This is a genomic window from Myxococcus sp. AB056, from assembly GCF_006547365.1.
Classification (GTDB): Bacteria; Myxococcota; Myxococcia; order Myxococcales; family Myxococcaceae; genus Myxococcus; species Myxococcus virescens.
Genome location: NZ_VHLB01000079.1, coordinates 18206 through 41028 on the forward strand (window position 1 = coordinate 18206; position 22823 = coordinate 41028).

Below are 22823 nucleotides of genomic sequence, written 5' to 3' on the forward strand. Positions count from 1 at the left end.
GGGAGGGCGTGGCCCCTGAAATCGGGTCAACGCCCTAGAAGGCTTTCCACGCCATCAGGAGCTTGGAGGCGACTTCAGAGGTGATGAGCGGCAACACGCCGCCACCGCCGACGATGTTGACGATTTCCGACATGGACCCGCGGCACACACCGCCCCACGCGGGCTGCCGCGCCAGGCCCACGGAGGCATAGGCGGAGTAGTCCACGAAGAATGACGTGGGCAGCACGGTGCCGTTGGGCTCGCAGAGCAGGTGCTCCTCGGGCGGTGAGTCCACCACCTCCTGCACCACGAAGCCTCCGCCGGCGGTGTCCGCCGCCGTGCGCGCGCACAGCTCCGCCCACGTCATCGGCGCGCCATAGGCCGCCTGCACCCGCTCCGTGTAGGGGACGGTGCCCGCGGAGCGGCCCAGGAAGACGGCTCGGCCGCCGTAGTCCCAGGCCCGCTTCAGCACGAAGCGCGCCGGCGTCGCGGCGACCAGGGCCACCAGGTCCTCCACGCGTTCGCCGTCGGGGCCCTGCGTCGGGCCGGGCTGGAACGTTCGCGTCCACGGCACGGACGCGCGCACCGCCTCCAGCTCCTCGCCCGTGAGTCGCGCGGCTTCGGCCAGTGCGGGCTCGGCCAGGGCCTGCGACAGGCGGGCGAAGGTCAGCTTCACCTCCACCTGCGAAGCGGGGGGATTGAGGAACACCGCCTTCTTGCCGGGCACGGTGCCCAGGAAGTCCTCGACCCAGGGGGAGGGGGACTCCTCCAGGCGCCGGACGAAGAGGTGCCGGTACACCAGGTCGTACTTCTTGCCGTGGGCCACGAAGGCGTCGTCACCGGACACCTCGTCCGGATGGACCAGGTCCGCGTCCGCGCCGAACTCGCGGAAGCGCTCGCACAGCCAGCGCAGCTCCGTGATCTGGGCGTCGTTGCGGCGGCACAGCAGGGCCACCGTGTCTGGCATCCGGCCGTTGCGCTCGGCCGCGTAGCCGTCCAGCAGCGCCCGGTACAACGCCAGCGCGTTGCTGCCGTTGAGCGACAGCAGGGCGTGCAGGGACTTCTCCGGATAGCGGAAGTAGCGGCCCACCACCTCGATGAAGGTGCGGGCCGCGATGTCGGAGTACCCCTGCATGGCGGGGATGGTGGCGTTGACCTCCAGCGCCCACGGCGTGCCGCCCGCGACGAAGTAGTCCACGCGCGTGGTGGCCAGCCGGGTGGACTGGCGCCAGGTGCGCTCGGCGAGCACGCGCTCGAGAGGGGAGAGGGCGCCCAGCAGGGACTCCGCGTCCGCGCCCTGGAGCTGCGCCTGCGCCATCTTCACCGTGGCGGAGGACAGGCGGGCGGACAGCTCCGAGCGGCGGCGAATCTCCGCGGCGTCCAGCACCACGGGCGTGGCGGTAATGGGGATGGGGTGGGTGGTCCCGTCCGGTCGCGTGACGGCGAGGCCCCGCTGGTAGGCGATTCGCGCCAGGTCGGGCGCGATGTGGCGAGCCTGGCTCCGGAGCGCGTCGATGAACTCTTGCACGAAGTCGTGACCTCGATGGTACGCCCGGGCGTCTTCCGGGCGGCGCGCACCCTACGCCTGGACGGGTCCACCGGTCCACGGGCCCGGTGCCTTCCTTCGAAGCAGGACACTTCCTCGGTGGCCTTTTGCCGCCTGCCGGGCCTGGGACCGGCCGCTCCGGGGCACACCCGGGCACCGGCGCTGGAAAGGGGCTTTAGTTGCTTTTGTTTCTGGGTTGCTGTTGTTGATTCGCCGGAGGTGCTGTTTCCTGGCGAATGTTGCGTGAGACAGTCTGACTTGCGCGAACGGCCTGTCTGGCTTACAACCGTAGACGCCGTTCGACCGGGAATGCCCTGACGTGAGTCGCTCCACCTTTCACCAGCCCGTGAGTTCCGTCCGGTCGCGCCGTCTGGCGCTGCCGTTCGCGCTCGTGTGCGTGCTGGCGTACATGGGGAGCGTGATGCACTTCGCCCTGGTCCAGCACGCCACGTGCCTGGAGCATGGTGAGGTGATGCACGTGGAGGCCGGTGGCTCCCACGGCGCCGGCCACGTCGAGGCGTCCTTCGACGATGTGCGGCTCGCCTCCAAGAGCACGGAGGCGGACGCCCACGGCTCCGACGCCCACTGTGTCCACGCCTTCTTCCGGCGGGAGGCTCCGCCTCCGCAGCAGGACACGCCGTCCCTTTTGGTCGCGCCCGCTCGCTCCGAGCCCGCGCTGGCGGTGTTCCGCTTCCACGCGGAGCCCGTCGCCCGTCTGCACCTGGCTCCCAAGGCATCTCCGCCGCGCGCGTGAGGCCCGGGAGTTTGCTCGCTCAGGCGGCCTGTCGCGCCGTGTGAGGTTGCCCGTCCGATAAAGCCAGACAGACTCCGTCCGCTCCGCGCGGACTGTGAGTCATTGCGGCTTTGCGTCCACGCCGGCTGAGTTGTCTCACGGTGCCCGTGTTTCGTGCTCCGCGCACGCCCCTTCCATTCTCACGCACCCGTGGCGGCCCCTCCATGTCCTGGCGGTGTCCGTTGCTGGCGCGCGGGCGTGGCACACCCGCAGTCCAATCCCGTGGAGTAGCACCATGACGAAGAAGCTCCTTGCCGCGTTCCTGCTGTCCACCGCGCTCGTCTCCGCCGGCTGCGGCGACGATCATCCCGAAGAAGAGGGCGTCGACGCCGAGGCGTGCGAGCACCTCCAGGAGGGACCCGCCACCGCCGTCAGCGCCAACATGGGGGGCAACAACCCGCCCCCCGAGATTCGCGCTGACCACCGCCGCTACGACATCACCCTGATGACCGGCTCGGATGGGAATCAGGGCATGGTGGCCTTCGCCGCGAGCGAGGCCGCCGACTACGTCATCTACACCAACGCGGACGTGCCCCTTTCCATCACCACCGCCAGCGGTGAGGCGGTGGAAATCGAGGAGAGCACCAGCAGCTCCCAGGGCTGCACCGACATCAAGGGCCGCCACGTCGTGCCTCTCCCGGTGGGCACGCACTACCTGACCTTCGGCCCCACGTCCGTGGAAACCGTCGGCGTGCTCATCGAGGAGTCGCACGCCGGCCACGAGCACTGACGCTGTTCCCGGGCCCCTGGCCCGTTCACCCGGGGGCCGGTGCTCCAGTGCCGGCCCCTCGTTCCCCGAAGAGAGAAGACCATGGGTTCCTTCCAGCAGTTCCTGACGGACAAGAACATCCCCTCCGAGAAGCTCCTCCGCCTGTCGCGCCAGCTCGAGTCCTACGGCTCCGAGGGCCGCATCCTCTTGAAGAAGCGGAGCGCCCGTCGCCGTGACAAGGATGCGCAGGGGAAGAGCTACGAGTCGCTGTCCATCGGCAAGCCGAAGAGTGGCCGGGGCGTCAGCACCCAGCAGCTCCAGGCCGCGCTGGGAGACCTGCCACTGACGGCCAGCGTGCGCGGGAAGCTGGTGCGCGCCGTCAACGCAGTGCTGGGCAAGCAGGGCGGAAGCCCGGTGGACGCGCCCGCGCTCTTCGGCGCCAGCCCCGTGCGCCGCGGCGCCACGGCGAAGAAGTCCGCGAGCTGAGAGGAGCGCGCGCCCATGTCCGGCCATGCCATGTCCACCGTGATTCCCTGTGAGCTTCGACGTGATGGAGACCGGCTGTTCGACGTCTCCATGTGGTGCCTCGGGCGGGATGTCCTCTGCCCGGAGGGGAATCTCCTCGTTCGACGAGGACTCGTGCGCCACGCGCGCCCCGAAGGCGCGGAGGGACAGAGCCCCTACACGGTGGGCCTTCCGGATGGTGGGCGCCTGACGCTGTGGGGCTTCGGCGCGCTGTGTGAGTGCGGCGAAGCCATCTTCGTCCCTCGGGCGGGCTTCGCGCCCGTCCTGCTGGAGGGGGTGCCGGGCCAACTACCGTTTCGCGCAGAGGAGCTGGGCCCGGCGCGTTTGCCGACCACGGGGCATGAGCGGCGGGCGCTGCGCGCGGGGCTCGCCTCGCTGGCGGGGTGGCTGGCCGAGCACGAGGACTGGATTTCCTCCGAGATGGGGCCGTCCTGGCGCCGTGAGTGCTTCGGGGCACGCCGCAAAGCGGCTCCCGTCGCGGCGGACGGGCTGGCCTCGGCGTGGCGGCGCTTCGCCTCCCGCCTTCGTTCCCTGGATTCTGGATTCAACGTCTGCACCGCCCCGACCGCCGGGGCCTGAGGAGGCCATCATGTTGGCGCGACTGCTCCGAGCCGATGAACCTTCCGTCCATGCCCGCGCGCCGTGGGAGGATGTCGCGGATGACGCGCTCCCCACGCCGCTCCTGCGCGAGGGCCTGGGTCACGCACACCTGGACGTCAGCACCGCCAGGCCCCAGGCCCAGGCCTGGTTCGACCAGGGCCTGCGGCTGTTGCACCTGGGGTGGGGCGGTGAGGCCCGCCGCGCCTTCGCGCAGGCCACGCGCGAGGATTCGTCACTGGCCATGGCCTGGTGGGGGCTCGCCCTCACGCGAGGCCCCGGTGCCCGCTTCGCCACCGCCCGCGCGGAGGCCATGGGCCGCGCGCTGGCCCTGAGCGAGGGCACCTCGGACCGTGAGCAGCGCTACATCGTCGCGGGCAGTCTGCTGGCGGAGAAGGGGCCGGCCAATGGGCGCCACGCCTTCGTGCGTGACATGGAGTGCCTCATCGACCGCTATCCCGAGGACGGCGACGCGCGGCTGCTGCTCGCGGGCTTCCTCCTGGACGGCTACGAGCCGGATGGCCGGCCCGGGCAGGGGCAGCCGTATGCGCAGGCCCTGCTGCGCGAGCTGCTGCGCTCGCACCCGGACCACGCGGGCGTCCACCATGCATGGGTGCAGGCCATGCTGAACAGCGGCCGGCCCGAGGCTGCCCGTGACAGTGCTCACCGCCTGGTGACGCTGGCGCCTCGTGCCAGCCCCGCGCTGCTCTCCGCGGGGCGCCTGCTTCAGCGGGTCGGGCTGGTGGCGGAGGCCCAGCGCGTGCTGGAGGCCACGGTGGCCGCGGATGATGCGTACCTGGCCGAGGAAGGACTGCACACCGCCGACGCGCCGAGTGCCGAGGCGGCCATGCGGCTGCTCAGCCAGGGCTGCGCCGAAGCGGGCCAGTACGGCGAGTCCCAGGCGTGGGCCCGTCGTCTGCGGCAGCGGGTGGAAGGGGCTGGAGGCGACGACCAGGCGCTGCTGTTCGCCGCCGCCACGATGGTGTCGGCGCACCTGCGCTTCGGCTTCTGGCGTGCGGCGGCGGACGTGCCCATGGAGCTGTCGGATACGGCCAGCCCGGCGGAGCGGGCGCTGCGGGACGGGATTCGCCAGTACACGAGAGGACTCAGCCTGCTCGAGGCCGCGCGGCTGGGCGACGTGGAGCGGGTATGCAACTCACTGGATGCGCAGCATGCGCTCCTGGCGGAGGCTCGCCGCTCGGAGGACCTGGCCCTGTGTCCACGAGATGTGGCGCGGGTGGTGGAGGTGGCCGCTCATGAGCTGCGTGGCGCGCTGGAGGCCCGCAGGGGCGAGGTGGGCCGCGCCGAGGCCACGCTGACGCGTGCGTGGAGGCTGGAGCGGCGTCTTCGGGCCGCGGGGCCCGCGGCCTTCTCCCGGCCCGCGCGCGAGGCACTGGTCCGGCTGCGTCTGCGCACGGAACGCGAGGACAAGGCGGTGGGGCTGGCGAAGACGCTGGTGGCGGAGCGGCCTGGGTGCGGGCACTTGCGGCTGCTGTCCGCGGAGTCCCAGGTGGCGCTCGGTGCTTGGAGCAGCGCGGTGGAGGACTTCGCCGCGTTCCTCGACTGCTGGCGTGACGCGGACCCGCATCAGCCGGAGCTTCGCCGCGCTCGGGCCTTCATCGCCGGGCGGGGGCGCCTGCTGCGGCTCGTGCGCCCGCCGGAGCTCCTCGCCCTGCGGGAGACCGGGGCCCCGGCCCTCGCCGCGCGTGGAACGGTGTCCTGCTGAGCGGGGCCCGAATGGCGCGGGGGCTGCCGCGTGTTCGCGGTCCATCAGGCGCCCCATCGAGCGTGCGCCCCGTCCACGGGGCTCATTGCCCGCGCGTCGCGGATTGACTGTCACCTGCTGGAAGTCCTCGCCGTGCGGGCGTCCACCAGTCGCGCTGGCGTCTCCCGCCGCTTGACGGGCCCTCACCGTTCGCGCGAGGAGGGGGCATGCCCACCTTCCGCCTCAAGCAGGACCAGGCCGCGTTGCTCGTCGTGGACATCCAGGAGCGACTGTGCGCCGCCATGGACCGGGACGCGCTGGACCGGATGCTCAGCCGCACCGCCGCCGCCATCGAGGGCGCTCGCGCGCTGGGGCTCCCCATCCTCCTCACCGAGCAGTACCCCCAGGGCCTGGGGCCCACGCATTCGCTGCTGCGGATGCGGGTGCTGAAGGACGTCAAGGCGGTGGAGAAGCTGGAGTTCAGCGCCGCCGTGCCAGACGTGCTGGCCGCGCTCGGCGGGCGCACGCAGGTGCTGGTGGCGGGCATGGAGACGCACATCTGCGTCTTCCAGACGGTGCGCGACCTGGCCGAACGTGGCCTGTCCCCGTTCCTGCTCACGGACGCCGTGCTGTCCCGCGCGCAGGAGGACCGGCAGGTGGGCCTCCAGATGTGCCGTGACGCGGGCGCGCACGTCGTCACGGTGGAGGCCGCGCTGTTCGACCTGCTCGGGCGCGCCGGCACGCCCGAGTTCAAGCAGGTCTCCGCGGCGGTCCGCTGACCCTCAGCGCGCCTTCTGTACCGCGTGGACGAGCATCCGGAGGACGGTCGCCACGGCCACCATGGCCGCGGCGAACACCGTCTGCGAGCCGCCCACGGGAAAGTCGTAGAAGAACGCGAAGAGATAGCCGCCCACGCCCGCGATGGCGCCGAAGAGCGTGGCGATGAAGAAGGTCCACGGCAGCCTCAGCTCCAACATCAGCGCGGCGATGGCGGACAGCGTGGAGAAGGCGAACACCGGCAGCGCCCCCAGGGCCCGGGCGCACACTCCCACCATGACGCCGATGCTGACCATCAGCACGCCGTCCAGCAGTCGCACCGGCAGCCCCTGCACCAGCGCTCCCGTCCGGTCGAAGCTGGCGAAGGTGATGCCTCGGTACCACCACAGGTGGATGAACATGACGCCCCCACCAGCGATGGCCACCGTGTAGAGCTGCTCGGGCGTCACCAGCACCGCCGTGCCGAAGAGGATGCCCTGGATGTCGTGCGCCTCCTGCGCGATGCGGTCTCCCACGAGCACCGCGGCGCCGCCCGCCAGCGCATACGCCAGGCCCAGCAGGCTCTCCCGCGTGAGGCGCAGCTTCGCTGGCTCCGTCATCAGCAACATGGTGGCCAACAGCGCCAGGGTGGTGGCGCCCAGCACGGGCTCCACATGCGTGCCCAGGTGGATGGCCGCGTAGAAGGCCAGCGCCACGCCCAGGCCCGCGGATTGGGCCACCGCGGCGCTGACGAACACCATGCGCCGCAGCACCACGTACACGCTCAGGAAACCCAGCACGCCGCCCGCGATGAGCGCGCACAGCAGCGGGTCCCTGAACAAATCGAACGCCAGGTGGAACTGCTCCCACTTGGACGGTTCAGCGAGCGTCGTTTCCACGGTGAGGTCCCAGGGGCGCGCGTTGGCAGTACTCGTCGCCGTACTGGCGGCGGAAGGCAGGGTGACAGAAGACGGTGCGGGCATCGCCCACGACGAAGGCGGACGTCTCGCGGTCCACGAAGACGAGCACGTCCGCGTGCTCGGCGGCGACCTCCAGGTCGTGGCACACCACCACCACGCCCAGGCCCCGCTCACGCGACAGGGTGCACAGTCGCTGCATCGTTTCGTGCTCGGCGACGGCGTCCATGGCGGCGGTGGGCTCGTCCAGCAGCACCAGGTCCGCCTCGGTGGCCACCAGTCGCGCCAGCAGCGTGCGCTGCTTCTGGCCCTCGGACAGCTCGCGGTAGGGCCGCGAGGCGAAGTCCTTCGCGCCGGCCGTCTCCAGCGCGCTCTGCACGGCCTGCCGGTCCGCCTTCCGGGCGAAGGGCCACAGGAAGCTCCAGCCGCGCAGGCGTCCCCACGCCGTCAGCTCGCCCGCGCGCAGTGGCAGCAGCGAGTCGATGGCGGACGTCTGCGGCACATACGCACTGCGCACCTGCGCGGAGGCGCGAGAGATGGTGCCCGACACCGGCGGCTGCATGCCCAGCAGCGTCCGGAACCAAGTGCTCTTGCCGGAGCCGTTGCGGCCCACCACCGCCACGAACTGGCCGCGGCGAATGGTCAGGTCGATGGGCGGCAGGATGGCCTTGCCGTCGTAACCGATGACGAGCTTCTCGCAGGTGAGCAACGCGTCACCCGGCGCGAAGGTGGCGGGCACCGCGTGCGCGCCGTCCGTGGGCTCAACGGTCTTCACGTCGGACCTCCGCCTGTGGCTCCAAGGTGGCCAGTGCTTCCACCATCGCGGTCCGGATGGCGGCGTTCTCAGGTGCGTTCAGGTCCACCACGCCGTCAGGGCCCGGCGTGGTGGCCGCCCAGTCCAGCGAGTCGAACAGCGTGGGCGCCAGCGCCAGGCGCAGGGCGAGCTTCACGCGCGGCTTGTTCTCGCGGTCCGCGGGGATGTCCACCGTGCCGCGCAGCACCATCAGCGGCGTGGCCTCCTCCGCTGCTGCCAACGCGAGCCGGAAGCGGCGCTCATCGTTGAAGCGCGGCGTGGCGCGACTGTCGCGTACCGCGCCTTCCAGGTTTACCGACGACACGTCCCACTGGTAGCGGCTGACGTGGGTGCGGCCCAGCTCGCAGGACGGCTCACAGCCGGGTGACAGCGTCTGGTCCGCCAGCAGGTCCAGGTCCGCGTCCACGTGCAGGCTGGCCACCGTGGCCTCCGCGCCGCCACCACCGCCATCCAGCTCCGCCTGGATGTCCTCGTAATCCACCAGCGAGCCATCGTCGTGGTGGCAGTGGCCGTTGTGGCAGTTGGTGTAGCCCGGCGGCGGGTTGGCCGGGTCGAAGGTGATGGGGCCGCGGGTGCCGCCGCCGCCCACCAGGTCGATGTGGTCCACGCCCAGCGCGGCGCCGTCCAGGCGTAGCTCGAAGTCGGAGGCAAGCCGCTGGAAGCCGTTGCCCACGTCGCGCCCGGCCACCGGCGCGTAGTCCGCGCGGACGGCGGGCTCCAGCACCGCGAAGCTCTCACCAGGCTCCAGCGCGCAGCCGGACACGAAGAGCAGGGGAAGGAGGAGACGGGTCCGCATGGCTCAGGTCCCCTTGCCGGCGAGCCCCTTCTCAAGGCGCTCGACCATTTCGTTGATGTGCTGGAGGTACGTCTCCTTCGCCTTGAAGTCCGTGCCGCCGTGCAGGGTGACGAGCGGCGCGGGAATCTTCGAGGCCACCAGTCGCGCGGTGGTGTCCGGGTAGTAGCTCTCCATCAGCACCATGCGCGCCTTTCGCTGACGGCCCTGGGCCAGGACGCTCGCGACGTGCGACGGGTTGGGCGGGATGCCGGGCTTGGGCTCCAGGTAGGCGATGGTGTCGAAGCCCAGCCAGTCCGCCAGGTACGCCATGGTCCGGTGGTAGGCGATGACGGGCTGGCCACGCAGCGCCGCCAGTCGCTTCTCCCAGTCCGCGCGCGACTTCTCCAACTCGGTGGTGAAGGTGGCGAGGTTGTCGCGGTAGGCCTGCGCGTTCTTCGGATCCAACTGCGCCAGCCGGTCGGTGATGGCACGCGCCACGGACAGCGCCTGGCGCGGGTCATAGAGGAAGTGTGGGTTGCCGCCGGGGTGGACGTCGCCCTGGCCCCGGTCCACCTGCGCCGTGGGGACCTCCAGCAGCTTCACGAACTGCGAGGCCACCAGGTAGCCCGGGTTGCCCACGAGGATTTTCGGGTTGCGCGCGCCCACCTGGAGTGTGGGCAGCCAGCCGACTTCCAGGTCCAGACCCACCGCGATGAGCAGGTCCGCGCGGTTGAGCGCCAGGGCGAGGTTCGGCTTGGCATCCACGAAGTGCGGGTCCTGGCTGGACAGCGCCAGGGCCTGCACTTTGACGTGGTCGCCGCCGACGGCCTTCGTCAACGCGGCCAGGTCCGGCAGGGTGGTGACGACGTTGAGGTCCGCGCGAGCGGGGGAAGCGACGAAGAGGGTGAAGGCGGCGCACACGGCCGCGAACAGACGGGAGAGACGCATGGTCATGGCTCCTTCGAAAGGGTTTAGAACGCGTGGGCGCCGTGGGCGCCGGTCACCAGCTCGAGCGCGAGCATCAGGGAGTAGCCGGGCTCATCCCGCCACCCGGCATGGTCCCTGGCGCCCTGGAGGCGCAGCCGGGAGAACTCGGTGGGCCAGAAGGTGACGTTGGCGGACACGCGGTTGCGTGACTCCGTCCAGTCCGGGTCCAACGGGTCGATGACGCGCGCTCCGTCTTCGCCTCGCGCCGCTGTTCCCAGCTCGTAGCGCAGCGCGGTGGCCCACCGGGGCGAGAAGCGCCACGCGGCCTGCGCGTAGGTGTTGAAGTCCGTCAGCACGTCCCCGGGCACCTGGCGGCGGCGGTAAAAGGCCTCCGCCTGGAGCGTGATGAGCGTGGTGTTGTGGGCCTGGGTGATGGGCCGGTAGCGCAGGTACAGGTCCGTGCCGAACACGTCCGTGCGGTTGCGGTAGCCGGTGGGATTGGGACCGGTGGCGGTGGACAGGCCCCACATGAGGGACAGGTCATCCGACAGCGGGAAGAACTGCTTCACCGCGCCGGTGAGCTGCAAGTCGAACGGAGACTGCACCCGTTCGCTGGTGGAGCCCAGGAAGCTGCGTGCGGTGGCCTCGCCGGTGGCGTCGGTGGTGCTGCCAATCACCTCCACGTACCAGGGCAGGGGCGCCAGCCAGGACACCTCGGCGCCCAGTCCGCGGTTGCTTTCGCCTCCGAAGATGCGGCCCACGGCGAAGGGCTGGTCCACGAAGTCCCACGAATGCGGGTGCGTGGGGTTGATGCGGCCGAAGCGCGTGAGGAACTGACCGGCGCGCACCTGGAGGTTGTAGGGCAGCGCCAGCGTGGTGCCGTAGGCCTCTTCGATTTCCACGCCGAACTGGCTGAAGACGATGTTGGCGTCGAACCGGAAGTAGGGGTCCACCACCGAGCCGATGGACAGCTCCAACTGCTGCAGGTTGAAGCCGTTGCGCGTGGGGTCGTGCGCGCCGCTCTGCAGGGGCTCCTTGTCCGTGAAGGCCGCGGCGGCCACGTCCAGGATGAAGCTCAGGTCCAGGAAGTTCGCGCCCGTGTTGGGGTTGTTCACCCCGGGGATGGAGAGCGCGGAGCCACCGCCAGGCATGGAGGCCGGCGGCGCCGCGGTGCCGGTGGGCGCGTTCTGCTGCGCGGACGCGGCATCGCTGCCAAGCGCCTTTTCAATCTCCTTCAACTCCTCGGGTGTGAGCGCGGGCGCGGCGTCTTCCCGCGGCTCCTGCACGGGGGCGTCCGCCGGAGGCGCGGAGGCGTCCTGGGCGCGGGCGCCGCTGGCGAACAGCAAGGGCGTGAGTGAAACGACCATGAGAGCGCCGTGAGCACGGCGCGAACGGGTTGCCACCTGGAATGCTCCTCGAACGGGGCGGCCGCGTAGCGGTCACGCCCACCAAAGACCTGAAAGACCTCGGACGACGCACGTCACACGTGCGCGGGAGGCGAGGCCTTGGGAGCGGTATCGAGGATGGAGAGGGGGGCCTGGACGCGAGGCGGCGCGGTGGCCGGACGGCTCACGGCGAGCAGCGTCAGCACCAGTGTCGTGCGGTAGGGCGTCAGAAGCTCCGGGCGGGAGCTGGACGTCACCAGCGGACATTCCTCATGGGGGAGGGCGGCCGAGTCCATGACGGCTTCGGGCAGGGCGTACAGCTGTGGACTCTGCTCGATGGCGAGCCGGGACAGCCGCGCGCCCGTGCCGAGCGCCGTCTCTTCGAACGTCTGATGCTGCGGACAGAACCGATGCGCGTGCTCGTCCCTCGCGTGCATCAGCGCGCCCAGCGGCTGACACAGCCACAGCGCGACGAGCAGCGTCGCGGTGCAGCGGGCGAAGGTGTGGGCTCGCTGATTCATCGGAAGGGACGGTTGCCCGGGTGCTCTAATGACGCGGCACGGCGGGTGTCAAGGGACGCTATCACGCTCTGTTTCGTCCGGGTGGGGATGTGTCGGCCCCGGCCGGACGTTGGGGAACTTCAGGGATGAACGGACAGCTGGACGGAGGATTCATTCCAGTGGCGACGCTGGACGTACTCGACGCGCGGGGCCGCGCGGTGGTGCAGGTGGACGGTGTCGCGGTGGCCCTCTTCCGCGTGAATGGGGAGCTCCACGCGGTGGCGGACGCATGCCCCCACCGGGCCGGGCCCCTGTCCGAGGGGGACCTGGTGGGATACGTGGTGCACTGTCCGTTGCACACCTGGCCGTTCGACATCCGGACGGGGCAGTGCCCTCGGCATCCAGGGGTGCAGGTCCGCACCTATGCGGTGCGTGTGCAGGGACAGCACATCCTCGTGTCCGCATCAGGTAGGGTCCACGCCCCCTGAGTGCCGGCCCCTTCCAGGAGCGATTCCACTGTGACTTCGTCCCGAGCCCGCCGCAAAGCCCCCGCCGCTGCCGCCCCTGCCGCTGTCCCCGATACCTCGGCCATGGCGCGTGCCGTGGCGGACTTCCTGCGCGCCGCCGGTCTGAACCTCCAGGACGTCCACCTGGCGGACACCCCCACGCGCGTGGCCGAGGCCTGGACGGCCGAGTTCCTCGACGGCTACAGCCGCACCCCGGAGCAGGCGCTGGGGGAGACGTTCCCCGCGCCGCCGGGCTCCTCGGGCGAGCTGGTGGTGGTGACGGACCTGCGCTTCCACTCCATGTGTCCGCACCACCTGCTGCCGCTCACCGGGCGGGCCCACGTGGCCTACGTGCCGGGCAAGCGGGTGGTGGGCTTTGGCCGGCTGTCATCGCTGGTGGACTGCTTCGCGCACCGGCTCATCCTCCAGGAAGACATGGCGCGGGAAGTGGCGCGTTCCCTGGCGCAGGTGCTGGGCAGCCCCGCCACCGCATGCATCATCGAAGCGGAGCAGGCGTGCCTGCGCCTGCGCGGGGACAAGCAGCGCGACGCCGTCACTCACGCGGAGGCCTATGAAGGCACCCTGCGGCGCGACGGCCCCCTGCGCCGTGAGCTATGGGCCCGGTTGGGGGCCCGGCGATGAGTGCGCCCCTGCCGCGCGTGGAGCCCGAGCGCGTGGCCCGCGTGCGCGAGGCGCTGGCCGCCGTTCTGGCTCCGGAGCAGCTGCGCGTGGATGACGCCGCGCTGGCCGCCTACGCCCGTGACGAGTCCGATAGTGGTGTCCATGCGCCCGACCTCGTCGTCTTCCCCTCGGACACGCGGCAGGTGTCGCAGGTCTTCAAGGCGTGCGCGGTGCACGGCGTGCCCTTCACCCCCTGTGGCGCGCGCAGCGGCAAGAGCGGCGGCTCGCTGCCCTTGCACGGTGGGGTGGCGGTGAGCCTGGAGCGGATGAACCGCATCCTCTCCATCTCCCCCGAGGACCTCACCGCGGTGGTGCAGCCCGGCGTCATCACCGGCGACCTGATGAAGGCCGTGGAAGCGGTAGGGCTCTTCTATCCACCGGACCCGAACTCCTGGGAGGTGTGCACGCTGGGCGGCAACGTGGCGGAGAACGCCGGCGGGCCTCGGGCACTCAAATACGGTGTCACGCGCGACTACGTCATCGGACTGGAGTGGGTGCTCCCGGACGGCGAGGTGGTGCGGGTGGGCCGGCGCACCATCAAGGGCGTGGCGGGTTATGACCTGGTGGGCCTCTTCGTCGGCTCGGAGGGCACGCTGGGCGTCGCCACCGAAATCACCGTCCAGCTTATCCCGCTGCCGCGCGAGGTGCTGACGGCCCTGGTGGTGTTTCCGTCCGTGTTACACGCCGCGCGCGCGGTGTCCGCCGTGCTGGCCGCAGGCATCCTCCCGCGTTGCCTGGAACTCATCGATGACGTGGCCCTGCGGGCGGTGAACGGCCGCGGCTTCCAGTTCCCTCCGGGCGCGGGCTCCGCTGTCATCGTGGAGGTGGACGGCAACGGCCGCGAGGGCTTGCTCGCTGAGTTGTCGCAGTTGGGTGACATCTGTGCCAGCCAGGGCGCCACGGAGACGCTGGTGGCCCAGGATGCTTCCCAGCGCGAGAAGCTCTGGGCCGCGCGCAGGGTGATTTCCCCGGCCCTCCGGGCCCTCAAGCCTCACAAGATTTCCGAGGACATCGTCGTGCCCCGCTCGAAGATTCCAGAGGTCATCGAGCGCTTGAAGGCCATGGGCGCGGAGCTGGGGCTCACCGTGGCCACGTATGGCCATGCGGGCGACGGGAACCTGCACGCCAACATCCTCTACGAGGGCGCCCACCAACGGCCGCTGGTGGATGAGGCCCTGCGGCGCATGCTGGTGATGACCGTGGAACTGGGCGGAACCATCACAGGCGAGCACGGTGTGGGGCACGCGAAGCGGGAATATCTTTCGCTGGAGCAGTCCCCCGCGCTCATCGACCTGCAGCGCAGGCTCAAGGCCTTCTTCGATCCATCAGGGTTGCTCAACCCCTCGAAAATCTTCCCCGCGCTCATGCGTTCTTGATTCGTGGCCGACGCGGCTCGTTTTTGTCCCGGCGTCGAGCGGCTTACCGTCCAAAGCGTGGGAAGGGCTGGGAATGTCGCGCGAAATGCCTAATCGGACCTGGAATGAGAAACCCTTTCGCTCGTTGCGCGTCTTAGTTCCAGGTGGACGCGAGGCGGCGGGGGGAGAGCGCGTCCGGCATCGAACGGAGGACGGGAAATCATGGCCAATTCGACGAAGTACGCAGCCGAAGGCCTGTCGCACTACCTTCGGAACCTGGGCGGGCACCAGCAGCTGACGCGTGAGCAGGAGTACGAGCTTGCGCGCCGCGCCCGCAAGGGTGACGAGTCCGCGCGGCAGACGCTTGCCAGCTCCAATCTGGCCTTCGTTGTCGCCGTGGCGAAGAAGTTCGCCAATCGCGGCGCGCGACTGGATGACCTCATCCAGGAGGGCAACGTCGGTCTCATGAAGGCGATCGAGCACTTCGATCCAAAGAAGAACGTGCGCTTCGCCACCTATGCGGTGTGGTGGATTCGCGCCTACATCACCCGGTACCTGAAGGACAACCGCAGCCAGGTGCGCGGCGGTGAGGCTGAGCGCGGCAGCATGGTGGACTTCTCGCTGGACGCCACCATCGACGAGGACGGCGAGACGACCTTCCTCGACCGGCTGGAGGACAACAGCCCTTCGCCTCAGCAGGTGTTCCTGGCGCACGAGCAGGACACGGAGATTCAGGAGGCTCTCGCCAAGGTGCGCAAGCGCATTGGTGACCTGGGCTGGGACATCCTCACGGAGCGGCTGACGCAGGACAAGCCGCTGACGCTGGAGGAGCTGGGCCAGCGGTGGGGCGTGTCGCGCGAGCGCGTGCGTCAGGTGGAGCTGAAGACGAAGAACTTCCTGGAGCGCTACCTGCAGGCGTTCAACGAGAACGAGGAACACCTGGGCGAGCAGGCCGCCGACGCGGCGTGAGCGGCCACATAGGGCCCTTCCCACCTGGGAAGGCGCGTCATCGGGGCGGGACGGACCGGGTCACTCCGGGCCGCTCCCGCCTCTTGTCGTTTGGCGGATGTTTGACCGCCGATGGTTTGCTACCGGGCAAAAGTGCGTGCTAAGCCCGGCGCTTATGCGCTTGATTTCATTTGCTTTGAGCCTCCTCCTGAGCCTGCCTGCCTGGGGGGCTGAGGCCTCCCTGTTGTCCGAGCTTGACGCGCTGTACGCGAAGCGCGGCGAGTCCGGTGGGGAGAAGGCCTACGAGGGGGCCTTGAAGACGGCGCTGGACGCCGCGCCGGAGGACTACGAGCTGGTCTGGCGCAAGGCGCGCATCCTTCAGTGGCAGGCGGACGGGGCGGCCAACGAGAAGCTCAAGAAGGTGCTGGGCCGCCAGACGTGGGACTGGGGTGAGAAGGCGGTGAAGCTCAACCCCGCCCGCGTGGAGGGCCACTACTACGCGGCCACCGGCATCGGCGCCTACTCCCAGGCCGTGGGCATCATGAAGGCGCTGGGCGAGGGGCTCGAGGGCAAGTTCAACGAGCGGCTCGACAAGGCCATCCAGATTGACCCGGGCTACGACCGGGGCGCGCCGCTGCTGGCCAAGGGCCGCTACTACTACGAGCTGCCCTGGCCCAAGCGCGACCTGGCGAAGTCCGCCAGCCTCTACGAAAAGTCCATCGCGAAGCACCCGCAGATGCTGCGCGCCTACTACTTCCTGGCGGAGACGCTCCTCAAGGACGGCAAGGCCGCGAAGGCGCGCGAGGCCATTCAAAAGGTGAAGCAAGGCAGCATCGCGTACGACCCCGCGGAAGGGCGGCGCGTGCAGGAGTGGTCCAAGAAAGTCGAAGCCGATATCGAGAAGGAGCTCAGATGAGGGCAGAGAATCAGGTAGCGGCTTCCGCTACCGCGGGGGGGGATGCGACGCTGGTCCAACTGCTCATTCAGCGCGCGAAGAACGCGTCGACGGTGGGCGCAAGCCACAAGAAGGACGGCCGCTGGCAGGACGTCACCTTCGCCCAGTTCCTGGACGAGGTGAAAGCGCTCTCCGCGGGCCTGGTTGCCCAGGGGGTGAAGCCCGGGGACCGGGTGGCGATTTTCGCGAACACCAGTCTGCAGTGGCTCATCTGCGATGTGGCCATCAGCGCCGCGCAGGCCATCACCGTCCCCATCTATGCGTCCAACACGCCGGATGAGTGCCGGTACATCCTCAACCACTCCGAGACGACGCTCGTCTTCGTGGACAACGACGAGAAGGACGCCCGGCAGGCGGGCCGGCTCACGCGCCTGCGCCAGAAGCTGGCGGAGTGTCCGTCGCTCCGCCGCATCGTCGCCTTCGAGGGCCCCGTCGCCGGTGGCACCGAGCTGTCACTCGCCGACGTCGTCGCCCAGGGCCGCACCGAGCACGCCGCCCGTCCGGACGACTTCGAGGCGCGGGTGGCGGGCGTATCCATGGAGGACACCGCCTCCATCATCTACACGTCCGGCACCACGGGGGACCCCAAGGGCGTCATCCTCACGCACCGCAACTGGGCCTTCGAGGCGAAGGCCGCCCAGTCGGTGGGGATGATGGTGCCCTCTGACTCGGTGATGCTGTTCCTGCCGCTGGCGCACGTCTTCGCGCAGGTGGTGAAGGCCGCCTGGCTGAGCATGGGTTACCGGCTCGTCGTCGCGGAGTCGGTGGACAAGCTGCTCGCCAACCTGGTGGAGACGCGTCCCTCGGTGCTGCCGTCGGTGCCGCGCGTCTTCGAGAAGGTCTACAACAACGTGGTGGCCAACGGCTCGGCGGCCCCGGGGCTCAAGGGCCGGCTCTTTCGCTGGGCCTTCAAGCTGTTCGACGAGTACGTCGAGGCACGCAGCCAGGGGCGCGAGTACGCCACCCTGGGCTTCGCGTTGGCGAAGAAGCTGGTGTTCTCCAAGGTGCACGCGGCCATCAGCGAGAAGCTGGGCGGCAACATGCGCGTGTTCATCTCCGGCGGCGCGCCCCTGTCTCCGAAGATTGGCTACTTCTTCGACCTGCTGGGCCTCAAGGTGCTGGAGGGCTACGGCCTGACGGAGACGTGCGCCGGCACCACCGTCAATCGCGAGCACAACATCAAGATTGGCAGCGTGGGCGCGCCTGTGCCGGGCATGGAGGTGATGATTGCCTCCGACGGCGAAATCCTCATCCGCGGCCCGGCCGTCATGAAGGGGTACTACAAGAACCCCGAGGCCACGGCGGAGGCCATCGACGCGGAGAACTGGTTCCACACCGGTGACATCGGCGAGCTGGACGCGGACAACTACCTGCGCATCACCGACCGCAAGAAGGACCTCATCGTCACCGCGGGCGGGAAGAACGTGGCGCCGCAGAACCTGGAGAATGCCCTCAAGACGCACGCCATCATCAGTCAGGCCATGGTGTACGGCGACAAGCGGCCGTACCTGGTGGTGCTCATCACCGTGTCGGAGGAGGGCGCGCGCAAGCTCCTCCTGGACCAGGGCGCCCCCGTGGGCAGCTACGCGGACAATGCCCGTCGTCCGGAGGTCCATGCGGCGGTGAAGGCCGCGGTGGATCAGGTCAACACGCAGCAGCCGCCCTACGCCACGCTCAAGCGCTTCACCGTGCTGGAGAACGACTTCAGCCAGGAGACGGAGGAGCTGACGCCCAAGCTCAGCGTGAAGCGGAAGGTCTGCACCCAGAAGTACAAGGCGCAGCTCGACCGGATGTACGAAGGCACCACTGTGGTCGACTGAGGCCCGCGCCACGCACAGGGCAAAAGCGAACGCCCGGCCCACCCCGTGTTCCAGGGGGCGGCTCGGGCGTTGCGCGTTTCAGGGCACTGCTCACGTCCTGCCGGGAGGCACGGCCACCCGGCGGCGGCTCAGACGTGGCCGCTGGGCGTCTGGCTCTTGGTGACGTCGTTCTGCACGCCGGTGCTGCTGGAGAGCGTCCCGGAGCCCTTCTTGTCCCCAGGGGCCGCCGCGTCCTCGCCCTCACCGCCAAAGCCGCGCTTGAAGTTGCGGATCGCACTTCCCAGCGAAGAGCCCAGCTGTGGCAGGCGCGACGCTCCGAACAGGAGCAGCAGCACCCCCATGATCAGCAGGATTTCCATTCCCTTCAAACCCATCACTCGGCTCCTTCGCGAAGACGCAAAGGAGCATACCGATGGGCGCCGCCGACCGCCAGCAAGACCAGCGGGCGATTCAAGCCTGCATGGTTGCTGGAGAACCGAGCGCCGCGGCGGGGGCCTGGGTCAGGGTGAGGAAGAGGGTGCTGCCACCCCGGTCCGACTCGACGCCCACGCTGCCCCCGTGGGCCTCCACCTCTTGCCGGGCCAGGTAGACGCGCAAGGGGTCCTCCAGCCGCTTCTCCCGGAAGGCGCGCTCCTCCCGCTGGAAGACGGCGGCGGCGTCCTCATCCGACAGGGGCGCCCCGTCCCGGCGGACCTCAACGCGCACCTGGGGTGCGAAGTCGCGGATGCCCAATCGGATGACCTCTCCCGGTTGGGCGCGGGCCAACTGGTACTGGATGAAGGACTCCACGGCGTGCTGGATGCGGGCGCCGTCCACGATGACCTCGGGCACCGCCTGCGCCGGATTCAGGCCCAACACGAGCGCCACCTGGGCCGCCGAGGCCGCGGCGCGCTGCCGCTCCACCGCCGCGTCCAGCAGGGGCAGCAGGGATTGGCGCTCCTGCTCGCAGGGCAGGGAGCCCAGGTCCGCCCGGCTGGCGTCGAAGAAGTCCTGGGAGAAGGCCAGCGAGCGGTCAGCGTTGCGGAGGATGGTCTCCAGTCCACGCTGCACCTTGGCCTCCAGGGGCACGCGGCCGTTGAGCAGCAGGGCCGCGTACGAGCGCACGTTGGCCAGTGAGCCGCGCAGGTCATGCGACGCCATGGACAGGTAGCGCACGCGTCGCCGCACCCCGGCCTCGTCCCACGCCAGGGGCGACGTCCACAGCAGCAGCGCGCCGTCCTCCAGCGCCTCCTCGCCCGCCATCAGCACCTGGCCGTCCCGCTCCCAGAGGCTGCCGCTCCCAGGGCGCCGCTGGAAGCCCGCAACCGCCATGAGCTCCAGCAGGGAGCCCACGCGGCTGGGGAGCGCCTCCAGGCCGAGCTGCGCCAGCAGCGAGCGTCCGAGCAGGCGCGGGCTGCCTCCGCGAGGCAGGAGCAGAAGCCCGGGTGCCGCCATGTCGCCTGCTTTCAGCTCCCCCTCGCTCGCCACGTTCCACACCCCCAGTCCATCAGGTCACGGAAAGGGTGGGCAGTGACTGTCGGTTTTGCAACGTGGGCCCATGTCTGGCGGCGTGGGCGCATTTTCTTGCGCGGCCGTGTGGGAGGATGGTTGAAGAATCCCAGCGTCGCACCTCGGGAGACTGCTCTGACCTTGCACAATGCACAGCATGCGAGGGCCCCGGTGGTCCTGGTCGTCGATGACGACCCGGACATCCTGGAGGCCCTTTCAGAGATTCTGGAAGCCGAAGGCTTCGAAATCCGCCGGGCGCGGAACGGGAAGGAGGCGTTGGATCGGCTCGAGCCCGAACCGCCCAACCTCATCCTGTTGGACCTGATGATGCCGGTGATGGACGGCTGGGAGTTCGCCCAGCGGATGCGGCAGAAGCCGCCCGAGGTGGCGCGCATCCCCCTCATCGTCCTGAGCGCGGACCGCAATGTGGGCAGCAAGGCCGCCGACATTGGCGCGGTGGGGCATCTGGCCAAGCCGTTCGAACTCAACGATTTGTTGGACATGGTTCGCCGCTCGCTGAACCCCGCCGCCGCGTCCACCATCGCGTGACAGATGCCGCATCCGTGTCTTGACCTGCCAGGGGGGCGCCATTACGGTCCCCCTGTCTTTGATTTTCAAATCAACGATCAGGCCAAGGAGTGTGTCGTGAGCGCGAAGGACATCATCGAGAACCAGATTCCGGAGACCCTCAAGGCGAAGCCGGAGCTGGCGAAGGAAATCAACGCCGTCATCGTCTTTGACGTGTCGGGCGAGGGTGGCGGGAAGTGGACGCTGGACGCCACCAAGTCCGAGGGCTGGGTGACGGAAGGCGCGGTCGACAACGCGAAGATGACCATCTCCGTGAGCAACGACGACTTCGTGAAGATTCGCGAGAAGAAGCTCAACGCGCAGATGGCGGCCATGCAGGGCAAGCTGAAGTTCAAGCCCATGGACATGGGCCTCGCGATGAAGCTCGCGAAGCTGCTCTAATTTCCGGCGGACCGGAGCGGTGCGGGCGGACTCCGCCCGCTGGCTTCTGTCGCACGCGGCGCGTCTCCTTCTCAGGGGCGCGCCGCAGTCGTTTCCACACCCCCCGACGCTCGTTCCGAGGAATGCCCATGTCGTCGCTCCCGCTTACAGGCCTGCGCGTGCTGGACTTGTCGCGCCTGCTGCCCGGCCCCTACGCCACCCTGGTGCTGGCAGACCTGGGCGCCACCGTGGACAAGGTGGAGGAGCCGGAGGGCGGGGACTACATCCGCCAGATGCCGCCCCTGCGGGATGACGTCAGCGGCCTGTTCTACGGCCTCAATCGGAACAAGCGCTCCCTGACGCTGAACCTGAAGCAGCCCGAGGGCCGCGAGGCGCTGAAGCGGCTGGTGCGCCACTACGACGTGCTGGTGGAGAGCTTCCGGCCCGGCGTCATGGACAAGCTGGGCGTGGGCGAGTCCGTGCTGCGCGCGGAGAACCCCCGGCTCATCTACTGCGCCATCTCCGGCTACGGGCAGACGGGGCCGGACCGGCTGAAGGCGGGGCATGACTTGAACTACGCGGCCCGCGCCGGCCTGCTGGGCTACGGCGGCGAGGCCGGCGGCGCGCCCGCGTTTCCCGGCGTGCAGATGGGGGACATTGGCGGCGGCAGCCTCTTCGCGCTGGTGGGCATCCTGGCGGCGCTGCACGAGCGGGAGCGCACGGGGCAGGGGCGCTTCGTGGACGTGTCCATGACGGACGGCGCGCTGGCCTTCCTGCACATGCACCTGGCGTCGCGCCTCTTCATGGGGACGGAAGGCGCCGCCCTTCAGCGGGGCAAGGATGCGCTCAACGGGGGCTACGCGTGCTACGGCCTGTACCGCACGGCGGATGACCGGTGGCTCGCGGTGGGCGCGCTGGAGCCCAAGTTCTTCGCGGGCGTGTGTGAGCGGCTGGGGCGTCCGGACCTGCTGGAGGACGCCTACGCCCCGGGTGAGCCCGGCGCGCGCGTGAAGGCGGAGCTGACGCGTCTGTTCGCCGAGCACCCACTGGCGTACTGGAAGGAGCGCTTCGCGGGCTCCGACCTCTGCATCGAGCCCGTGGCGGAAGGGGACGACGTGCTGAAGGACCCGCAGCTCCAGGCCCGGGGCCTCTTCGTGGAGACGGAGGACGCGGTGCTGGGCCGCAAGGTGACGCACCTGCTGACGCCGCTGCGCATGGGCGAGACGCCGCTGCGCGCGCCGCCCGCGCTGGGGCAGCACTCGCGGGAGATTCTGGAAGCGGCGGGCTTTACCGCGCAGGAGCTTGCGCGGCTGGGGCACTGACGGCGGGCGTCCGCCACAGGGCCTCGCCGCGCGCGGCGTGGCAGGTGTCGCCCAACAAGTCCAACGCGAGCTGCGGCTGCCGTTCGGCCAGCGCTGGCCACCCGTCGAAGGCGCCACCGGCTTCCAGCCGGCGCACGGTGTGCTCCAGGGCCGTGCGCGCCCGCTCCACCGTCTGCTGCTGGGCCTTCGTGGGCCGCCATCGGGTGTCGTCGCGGTAGCGGCCGAGCGTCTCCAGCAGGTGGCCCTGGAACTTCAGCATCTGCACCAGCAGGGGCAGCCGGTGCGCGAACGGCGCGTCGGCCAGAGCCGCCTCGTACTGCCGGCCTTCCGAATCCAGCCGGTACAGCAGCACGTCCACCTGCGCGTCCAGCCGCTTGCGCCACGCCTTGCGCACGGAGGCATGCCGGGCCCAGCCGGCCACGGCCTGGAAGTAGTGAAGCCCGCCGCACGGGTGGGCGTAGATGCCTTGCTTTCGCTTGGGGACCTGCGTCCGCCCCGCGCGCATCGCCGCGGCCAGCTCGGCCTGGGCGGCTTCGAGCGTGGCGAGCGCGTCCCGCATCACCGTGTCGATGTGGACCGTCGTGCCCTCGCTGGTGCGGAACGTGGCGCCGGGCTCCATCGCCAGGGACAGGGCGTCCAGTGCCCAGGCGCCCTCGGGATGGGCGACGAGCGAGGGGCGGAAGTCGAGCTGCAACTGCTCCACCAGCGCCTGCACCATGACGGGGCCCCAGGACGCGTTGAAGCGGTGGCGCACCGGGTAGCCCGCGTGCAGCAGGCTCTTGAGCTGAAGGGCGGGGTGGGGCTCCACCGGCGTGCCGTTGGCGGTTCGGCTGTCGAAGAAGAGCCGCTGGGCGGCGGCGGGGGAGTGGGAC

Annotated in this window: 25 protein-coding genes; 15 read left to right on the forward strand and 10 right to left on the reverse strand. The window is 69.9% G+C overall.

Features of this window, described 5'->3' with window-relative positions:
- Positions 1 to 34: 34 nt before the first annotated feature.
- Positions 35 to 1507, reverse strand: coding sequence for a hypothetical protein (locus tag FMP39_RS27950; protein ID WP_141593196.1), 1473 nt, complete (start codon positions 1505 to 1507; stop codon positions 35 to 37).
- 337 nt (positions 1508 to 1844) lie between these two features.
- On the opposite strand from FMP39_RS27950, the gene FMP39_RS27955 reads away from it, so the two are divergent.
- The 6 genes from FMP39_RS27955 to FMP39_RS27980 all read left to right on the forward strand — a co-directional run bounded on the left by FMP39_RS27955 (position 1845) and on the right by FMP39_RS27980 (position 6633).
- Positions 1845 to 2279, forward strand: a complete 435-nt coding sequence (locus FMP39_RS27955; protein WP_141593197.1) for a hypothetical protein — start codon at positions 1845 to 1847, stop codon at positions 2277 to 2279.
- Between the two features lie 274 nt (positions 2280 to 2553).
- Positions 2554 to 3048, forward strand: a complete 495-nt coding sequence (locus FMP39_RS27960; RefSeq protein WP_141593198.1) for a hypothetical protein — start codon at positions 2554 to 2556, stop codon at positions 3046 to 3048.
- Positions 3049 to 3129: 81 nt separating this feature from the next.
- Complete coding sequence (locus FMP39_RS27965) at positions 3130 to 3513, forward strand: hypothetical protein (protein WP_141593199.1); 384 nt, start codon at positions 3130 to 3132, stop codon at positions 3511 to 3513.
- A 15-nt stretch (positions 3514 to 3528) separates the two neighbouring features.
- On the forward strand, positions 3529 to 4131 hold the full coding sequence (locus tag FMP39_RS27970) for a hypothetical protein (protein ID WP_141593200.1): 603 nt from the start codon (positions 3529 to 3531) through the stop codon (positions 4129 to 4131).
- 10 nt (positions 4132 to 4141) lie between these two features.
- Positions 4142 to 5875, forward strand: a complete 1734-nt coding sequence (locus tag FMP39_RS27975; RefSeq protein WP_141593201.1) for a hypothetical protein — start codon at positions 4142 to 4144, stop codon at positions 5873 to 5875.
- A 206-nt stretch (positions 5876 to 6081) separates the two neighbouring features.
- On the forward strand, positions 6082 to 6633 hold the full coding sequence (locus FMP39_RS27980; RefSeq protein ID WP_141593202.1) for an isochorismatase family protein: 552 nt from the start codon (positions 6082 to 6084) through the stop codon (positions 6631 to 6633).
- A gap of 3 nt (positions 6634 to 6636) precedes the next feature.
- Here the strand turns inward: FMP39_RS27980 and FMP39_RS27985 are convergent, their stop codons facing one another.
- The 6 genes from FMP39_RS27985 to FMP39_RS28010 all read right to left on the reverse strand — a co-directional run bounded on the left by FMP39_RS27985 (position 6637) and on the right by FMP39_RS28010 (position 11949).
- On the reverse strand, positions 6637 to 7509 hold the full coding sequence (locus FMP39_RS27985) for a metal ABC transporter permease (protein WP_141593203.1): 873 nt from the start codon (positions 7507 to 7509) through the stop codon (positions 6637 to 6639).
- Positions 7490 to 8302 (reverse strand): metal ABC transporter ATP-binding protein, encoded by an 813-nt coding sequence (locus FMP39_RS27990; RefSeq protein WP_141593204.1) that lies wholly within the window; start codon positions 8300 to 8302, stop codon positions 7490 to 7492. Before FMP39_RS27990 ends, FMP39_RS27985 begins: the two co-directional genes overlap by 20 nt.
- A complete protein-coding gene (locus tag FMP39_RS27995) occupies positions 8289 to 9137 on the reverse strand; it encodes a hypothetical protein (protein ID WP_141593205.1) in 849 nt (282 codons plus the stop codon). The genes FMP39_RS27990 and FMP39_RS27995 overlap by 14 nt, the downstream gene beginning before the upstream one ends.
- Positions 9138 to 9140: 3 nt before the next feature.
- Positions 9141 to 10070, reverse strand: a complete 930-nt coding sequence (locus FMP39_RS28000; protein WP_141593206.1) for a metal ABC transporter substrate-binding protein — start codon at positions 10068 to 10070, stop codon at positions 9141 to 9143.
- A 17-nt stretch (positions 10071 to 10087) separates the two neighbouring features.
- The gene (locus tag FMP39_RS28005) at positions 10088 to 11446 is read right to left on the reverse strand and encodes a zinc-regulated TonB-dependent outer membrane receptor (protein WP_141593207.1); all 1359 of its coding nucleotides are present in this window, start codon (positions 11444 to 11446) and stop codon (positions 10088 to 10090) included.
- 77 nt (positions 11447 to 11523) lie between these two features.
- Positions 11524 to 11949: a hypothetical protein gene (locus FMP39_RS28010; protein ID WP_141593208.1), complete on the reverse strand. Its 426-nt coding sequence runs from the start codon at positions 11947 to 11949 to the stop codon at positions 11524 to 11526.
- A gap of 125 nt (positions 11950 to 12074) precedes the next feature.
- On the opposite strand from FMP39_RS28010, the gene FMP39_RS28015 reads away from it, so the two are divergent.
- The 6 genes from FMP39_RS28015 to FMP39_RS28040 all read left to right on the forward strand — a co-directional run bounded on the left by FMP39_RS28015 (position 12075) and on the right by FMP39_RS28040 (position 18193).
- A complete protein-coding gene (locus FMP39_RS28015; protein ID WP_141593209.1) occupies positions 12075 to 12416 on the forward strand; it encodes a Rieske 2Fe-2S domain-containing protein in 342 nt (113 codons plus the stop codon).
- 102 nt (positions 12417 to 12518) lie between these two features.
- Positions 12519 to 13076, forward strand: coding sequence for a GTP cyclohydrolase I (gene folE / locus FMP39_RS28020; protein WP_171442996.1), 558 nt, complete (start codon positions 12519 to 12521; stop codon positions 13074 to 13076).
- Complete coding sequence (locus tag FMP39_RS28025) at positions 13073 to 14491, forward strand: FAD-binding oxidoreductase (protein ID WP_141593211.1); 1419 nt, start codon at positions 13073 to 13075, stop codon at positions 14489 to 14491. The genes folE and FMP39_RS28025 overlap by 4 nt, the downstream gene beginning before the upstream one ends.
- Before the next feature lie 201 nt (positions 14492 to 14692).
- Positions 14693 to 15439, forward strand: a complete 747-nt coding sequence (locus FMP39_RS28030) for an RNA polymerase sigma factor RpoD/SigA (RefSeq protein WP_090492810.1) — start codon at positions 14693 to 14695, stop codon at positions 15437 to 15439.
- A gap of 97 nt (positions 15440 to 15536) precedes the next feature.
- Positions 15537 to 16334, forward strand: a complete 798-nt coding sequence (locus tag FMP39_RS28035; protein WP_141593212.1) for a lipopolysaccharide assembly protein LapB — start codon at positions 15537 to 15539, stop codon at positions 16332 to 16334.
- A complete protein-coding gene (locus FMP39_RS28040; RefSeq protein ID WP_141593213.1) occupies positions 16331 to 18193 on the forward strand; it encodes a long-chain fatty acid--CoA ligase in 1863 nt (620 codons plus the stop codon). Before FMP39_RS28035 ends, FMP39_RS28040 begins: the two co-directional genes overlap by 4 nt.
- A 128-nt stretch (positions 18194 to 18321) precedes the next feature.
- Here FMP39_RS28040 and tatA read toward each other — a convergent pair whose 3' ends face one another.
- Positions 18322 to 18567, reverse strand: a complete 246-nt coding sequence (gene tatA / locus FMP39_RS28045; RefSeq protein WP_026114203.1) for a twin-arginine translocase TatA/TatE family subunit — start codon at positions 18565 to 18567, stop codon at positions 18322 to 18324.
- 76 nt (positions 18568 to 18643) lie between these two features.
- Positions 18644 to 19669, reverse strand: coding sequence for a sensor histidine kinase KdpD (locus tag FMP39_RS28050; protein WP_141593214.1), 1026 nt, complete (start codon positions 19667 to 19669; stop codon positions 18644 to 18646).
- Between the two features lie 183 nt (positions 19670 to 19852).
- On the opposite strand from FMP39_RS28050, the gene FMP39_RS28055 reads away from it, so the two are divergent.
- The 3 genes from FMP39_RS28055 (at position 19853) to FMP39_RS28065 (ending at position 21951) form a co-directional block, all read left to right on the forward strand.
- Complete coding sequence (locus FMP39_RS28055; RefSeq protein ID WP_011553018.1) at positions 19853 to 20230, forward strand: response regulator; 378 nt, start codon at positions 19853 to 19855, stop codon at positions 20228 to 20230.
- Positions 20231 to 20326: 96 nt separating this feature from the next.
- Positions 20327 to 20650 (forward strand): SCP2 sterol-binding domain-containing protein, encoded by a 324-nt coding sequence (locus FMP39_RS28060; RefSeq protein WP_011553019.1) that lies wholly within the window; start codon positions 20327 to 20329, stop codon positions 20648 to 20650.
- A gap of 128 nt (positions 20651 to 20778) precedes the next feature.
- Positions 20779 to 21951 carry a CaiB/BaiF CoA-transferase family protein gene (locus tag FMP39_RS28065; protein WP_141593215.1) on the forward strand — a complete coding sequence of 391 codons (1173 nt, stop codon included), beginning with the start codon at positions 20779 to 20781 and terminating at the stop codon, positions 21949 to 21951.
- On the opposite strand, the gene FMP39_RS28070 is transcribed toward FMP39_RS28065, so the two are convergent.
- Positions 21917 to 22823 (reverse strand): hypothetical protein (locus FMP39_RS28070; RefSeq protein WP_141593216.1); only part of this gene is annotated, 907 nt, incomplete at its 5' end. The genes FMP39_RS28065 and FMP39_RS28070 overlap by 35 nt on opposite strands.

Coding starts and splice junctions, on each gene's coding strand:
- FMP39_RS28015 (WP_141593209.1), top strand. CDS start 12,075: ATGAACGGACAGCTGGACGGAGGATTCATTCCAGTGGCGACGCTGGAC.
- FMP39_RS27980 (WP_141593202.1), top strand. CDS start 6,082: ATGCCCACCTTCCGCCTCAAGCAGGACCAGGCCGCGTTGCTCGTCGTG.
- folE (WP_171442996.1), top strand. CDS start 12,519: ATGGCGCGTGCCGTGGCGGACTTCCTGCGCGCCGCCGGTCTGAACCTC.
- tatA (WP_026114203.1), bottom strand. CDS start 18,567: ATGGGTTTGAAGGGAATGGAAATCCTGCTGATCATGGGGGTGCTGCTG.
- FMP39_RS28000 (WP_141593206.1), bottom strand. CDS start 10,070: ATGACCATGCGTCTCTCCCGTCTGTTCGCGGCCGTGTGCGCCGCCTTC.
- FMP39_RS27975 (WP_141593201.1), top strand. CDS start 4,142: ATGTTGGCGCGACTGCTCCGAGCCGATGAACCTTCCGTCCATGCCCGC.
- FMP39_RS28010 (WP_141593208.1), bottom strand. CDS start 11,949: ATGAATCAGCGAGCCCACACCTTCGCCCGCTGCACCGCGACGCTGCTC.
- FMP39_RS28065 (WP_141593215.1), top strand. CDS start 20,779: ATGTCGTCGCTCCCGCTTACAGGCCTGCGCGTGCTGGACTTGTCGCGC.
- FMP39_RS28030 (WP_090492810.1), top strand. CDS start 14,693: ATGGCCAATTCGACGAAGTACGCAGCCGAAGGCCTGTCGCACTACCTT.
- FMP39_RS28040 (WP_141593213.1), top strand. CDS start 16,331: ATGAGGGCAGAGAATCAGGTAGCGGCTTCCGCTACCGCGGGGGGGGAT.
- FMP39_RS28035 (WP_141593212.1), top strand. CDS start 15,537: ATGTTTGACCGCCGATGGTTTGCTACCGGGCAAAAGTGCGTGCTAAGC.
- FMP39_RS28025 (WP_141593211.1), top strand. CDS start 13,073: ATGAGTGCGCCCCTGCCGCGCGTGGAGCCCGAGCGCGTGGCCCGCGTG.
- FMP39_RS27960 (WP_141593198.1), top strand. CDS start 2,554: ATGACGAAGAAGCTCCTTGCCGCGTTCCTGCTGTCCACCGCGCTCGTC.
- FMP39_RS27995 (WP_141593205.1), bottom strand. CDS start 9,137: ATGCGGACCCGTCTCCTCCTTCCCCTGCTCTTCGTGTCCGGCTGCGCG.
- FMP39_RS27965 (WP_141593199.1), top strand. CDS start 3,130: ATGGGTTCCTTCCAGCAGTTCCTGACGGACAAGAACATCCCCTCCGAG.
- FMP39_RS27970 (WP_141593200.1), top strand. CDS start 3,529: ATGTCCGGCCATGCCATGTCCACCGTGATTCCCTGTGAGCTTCGACGT.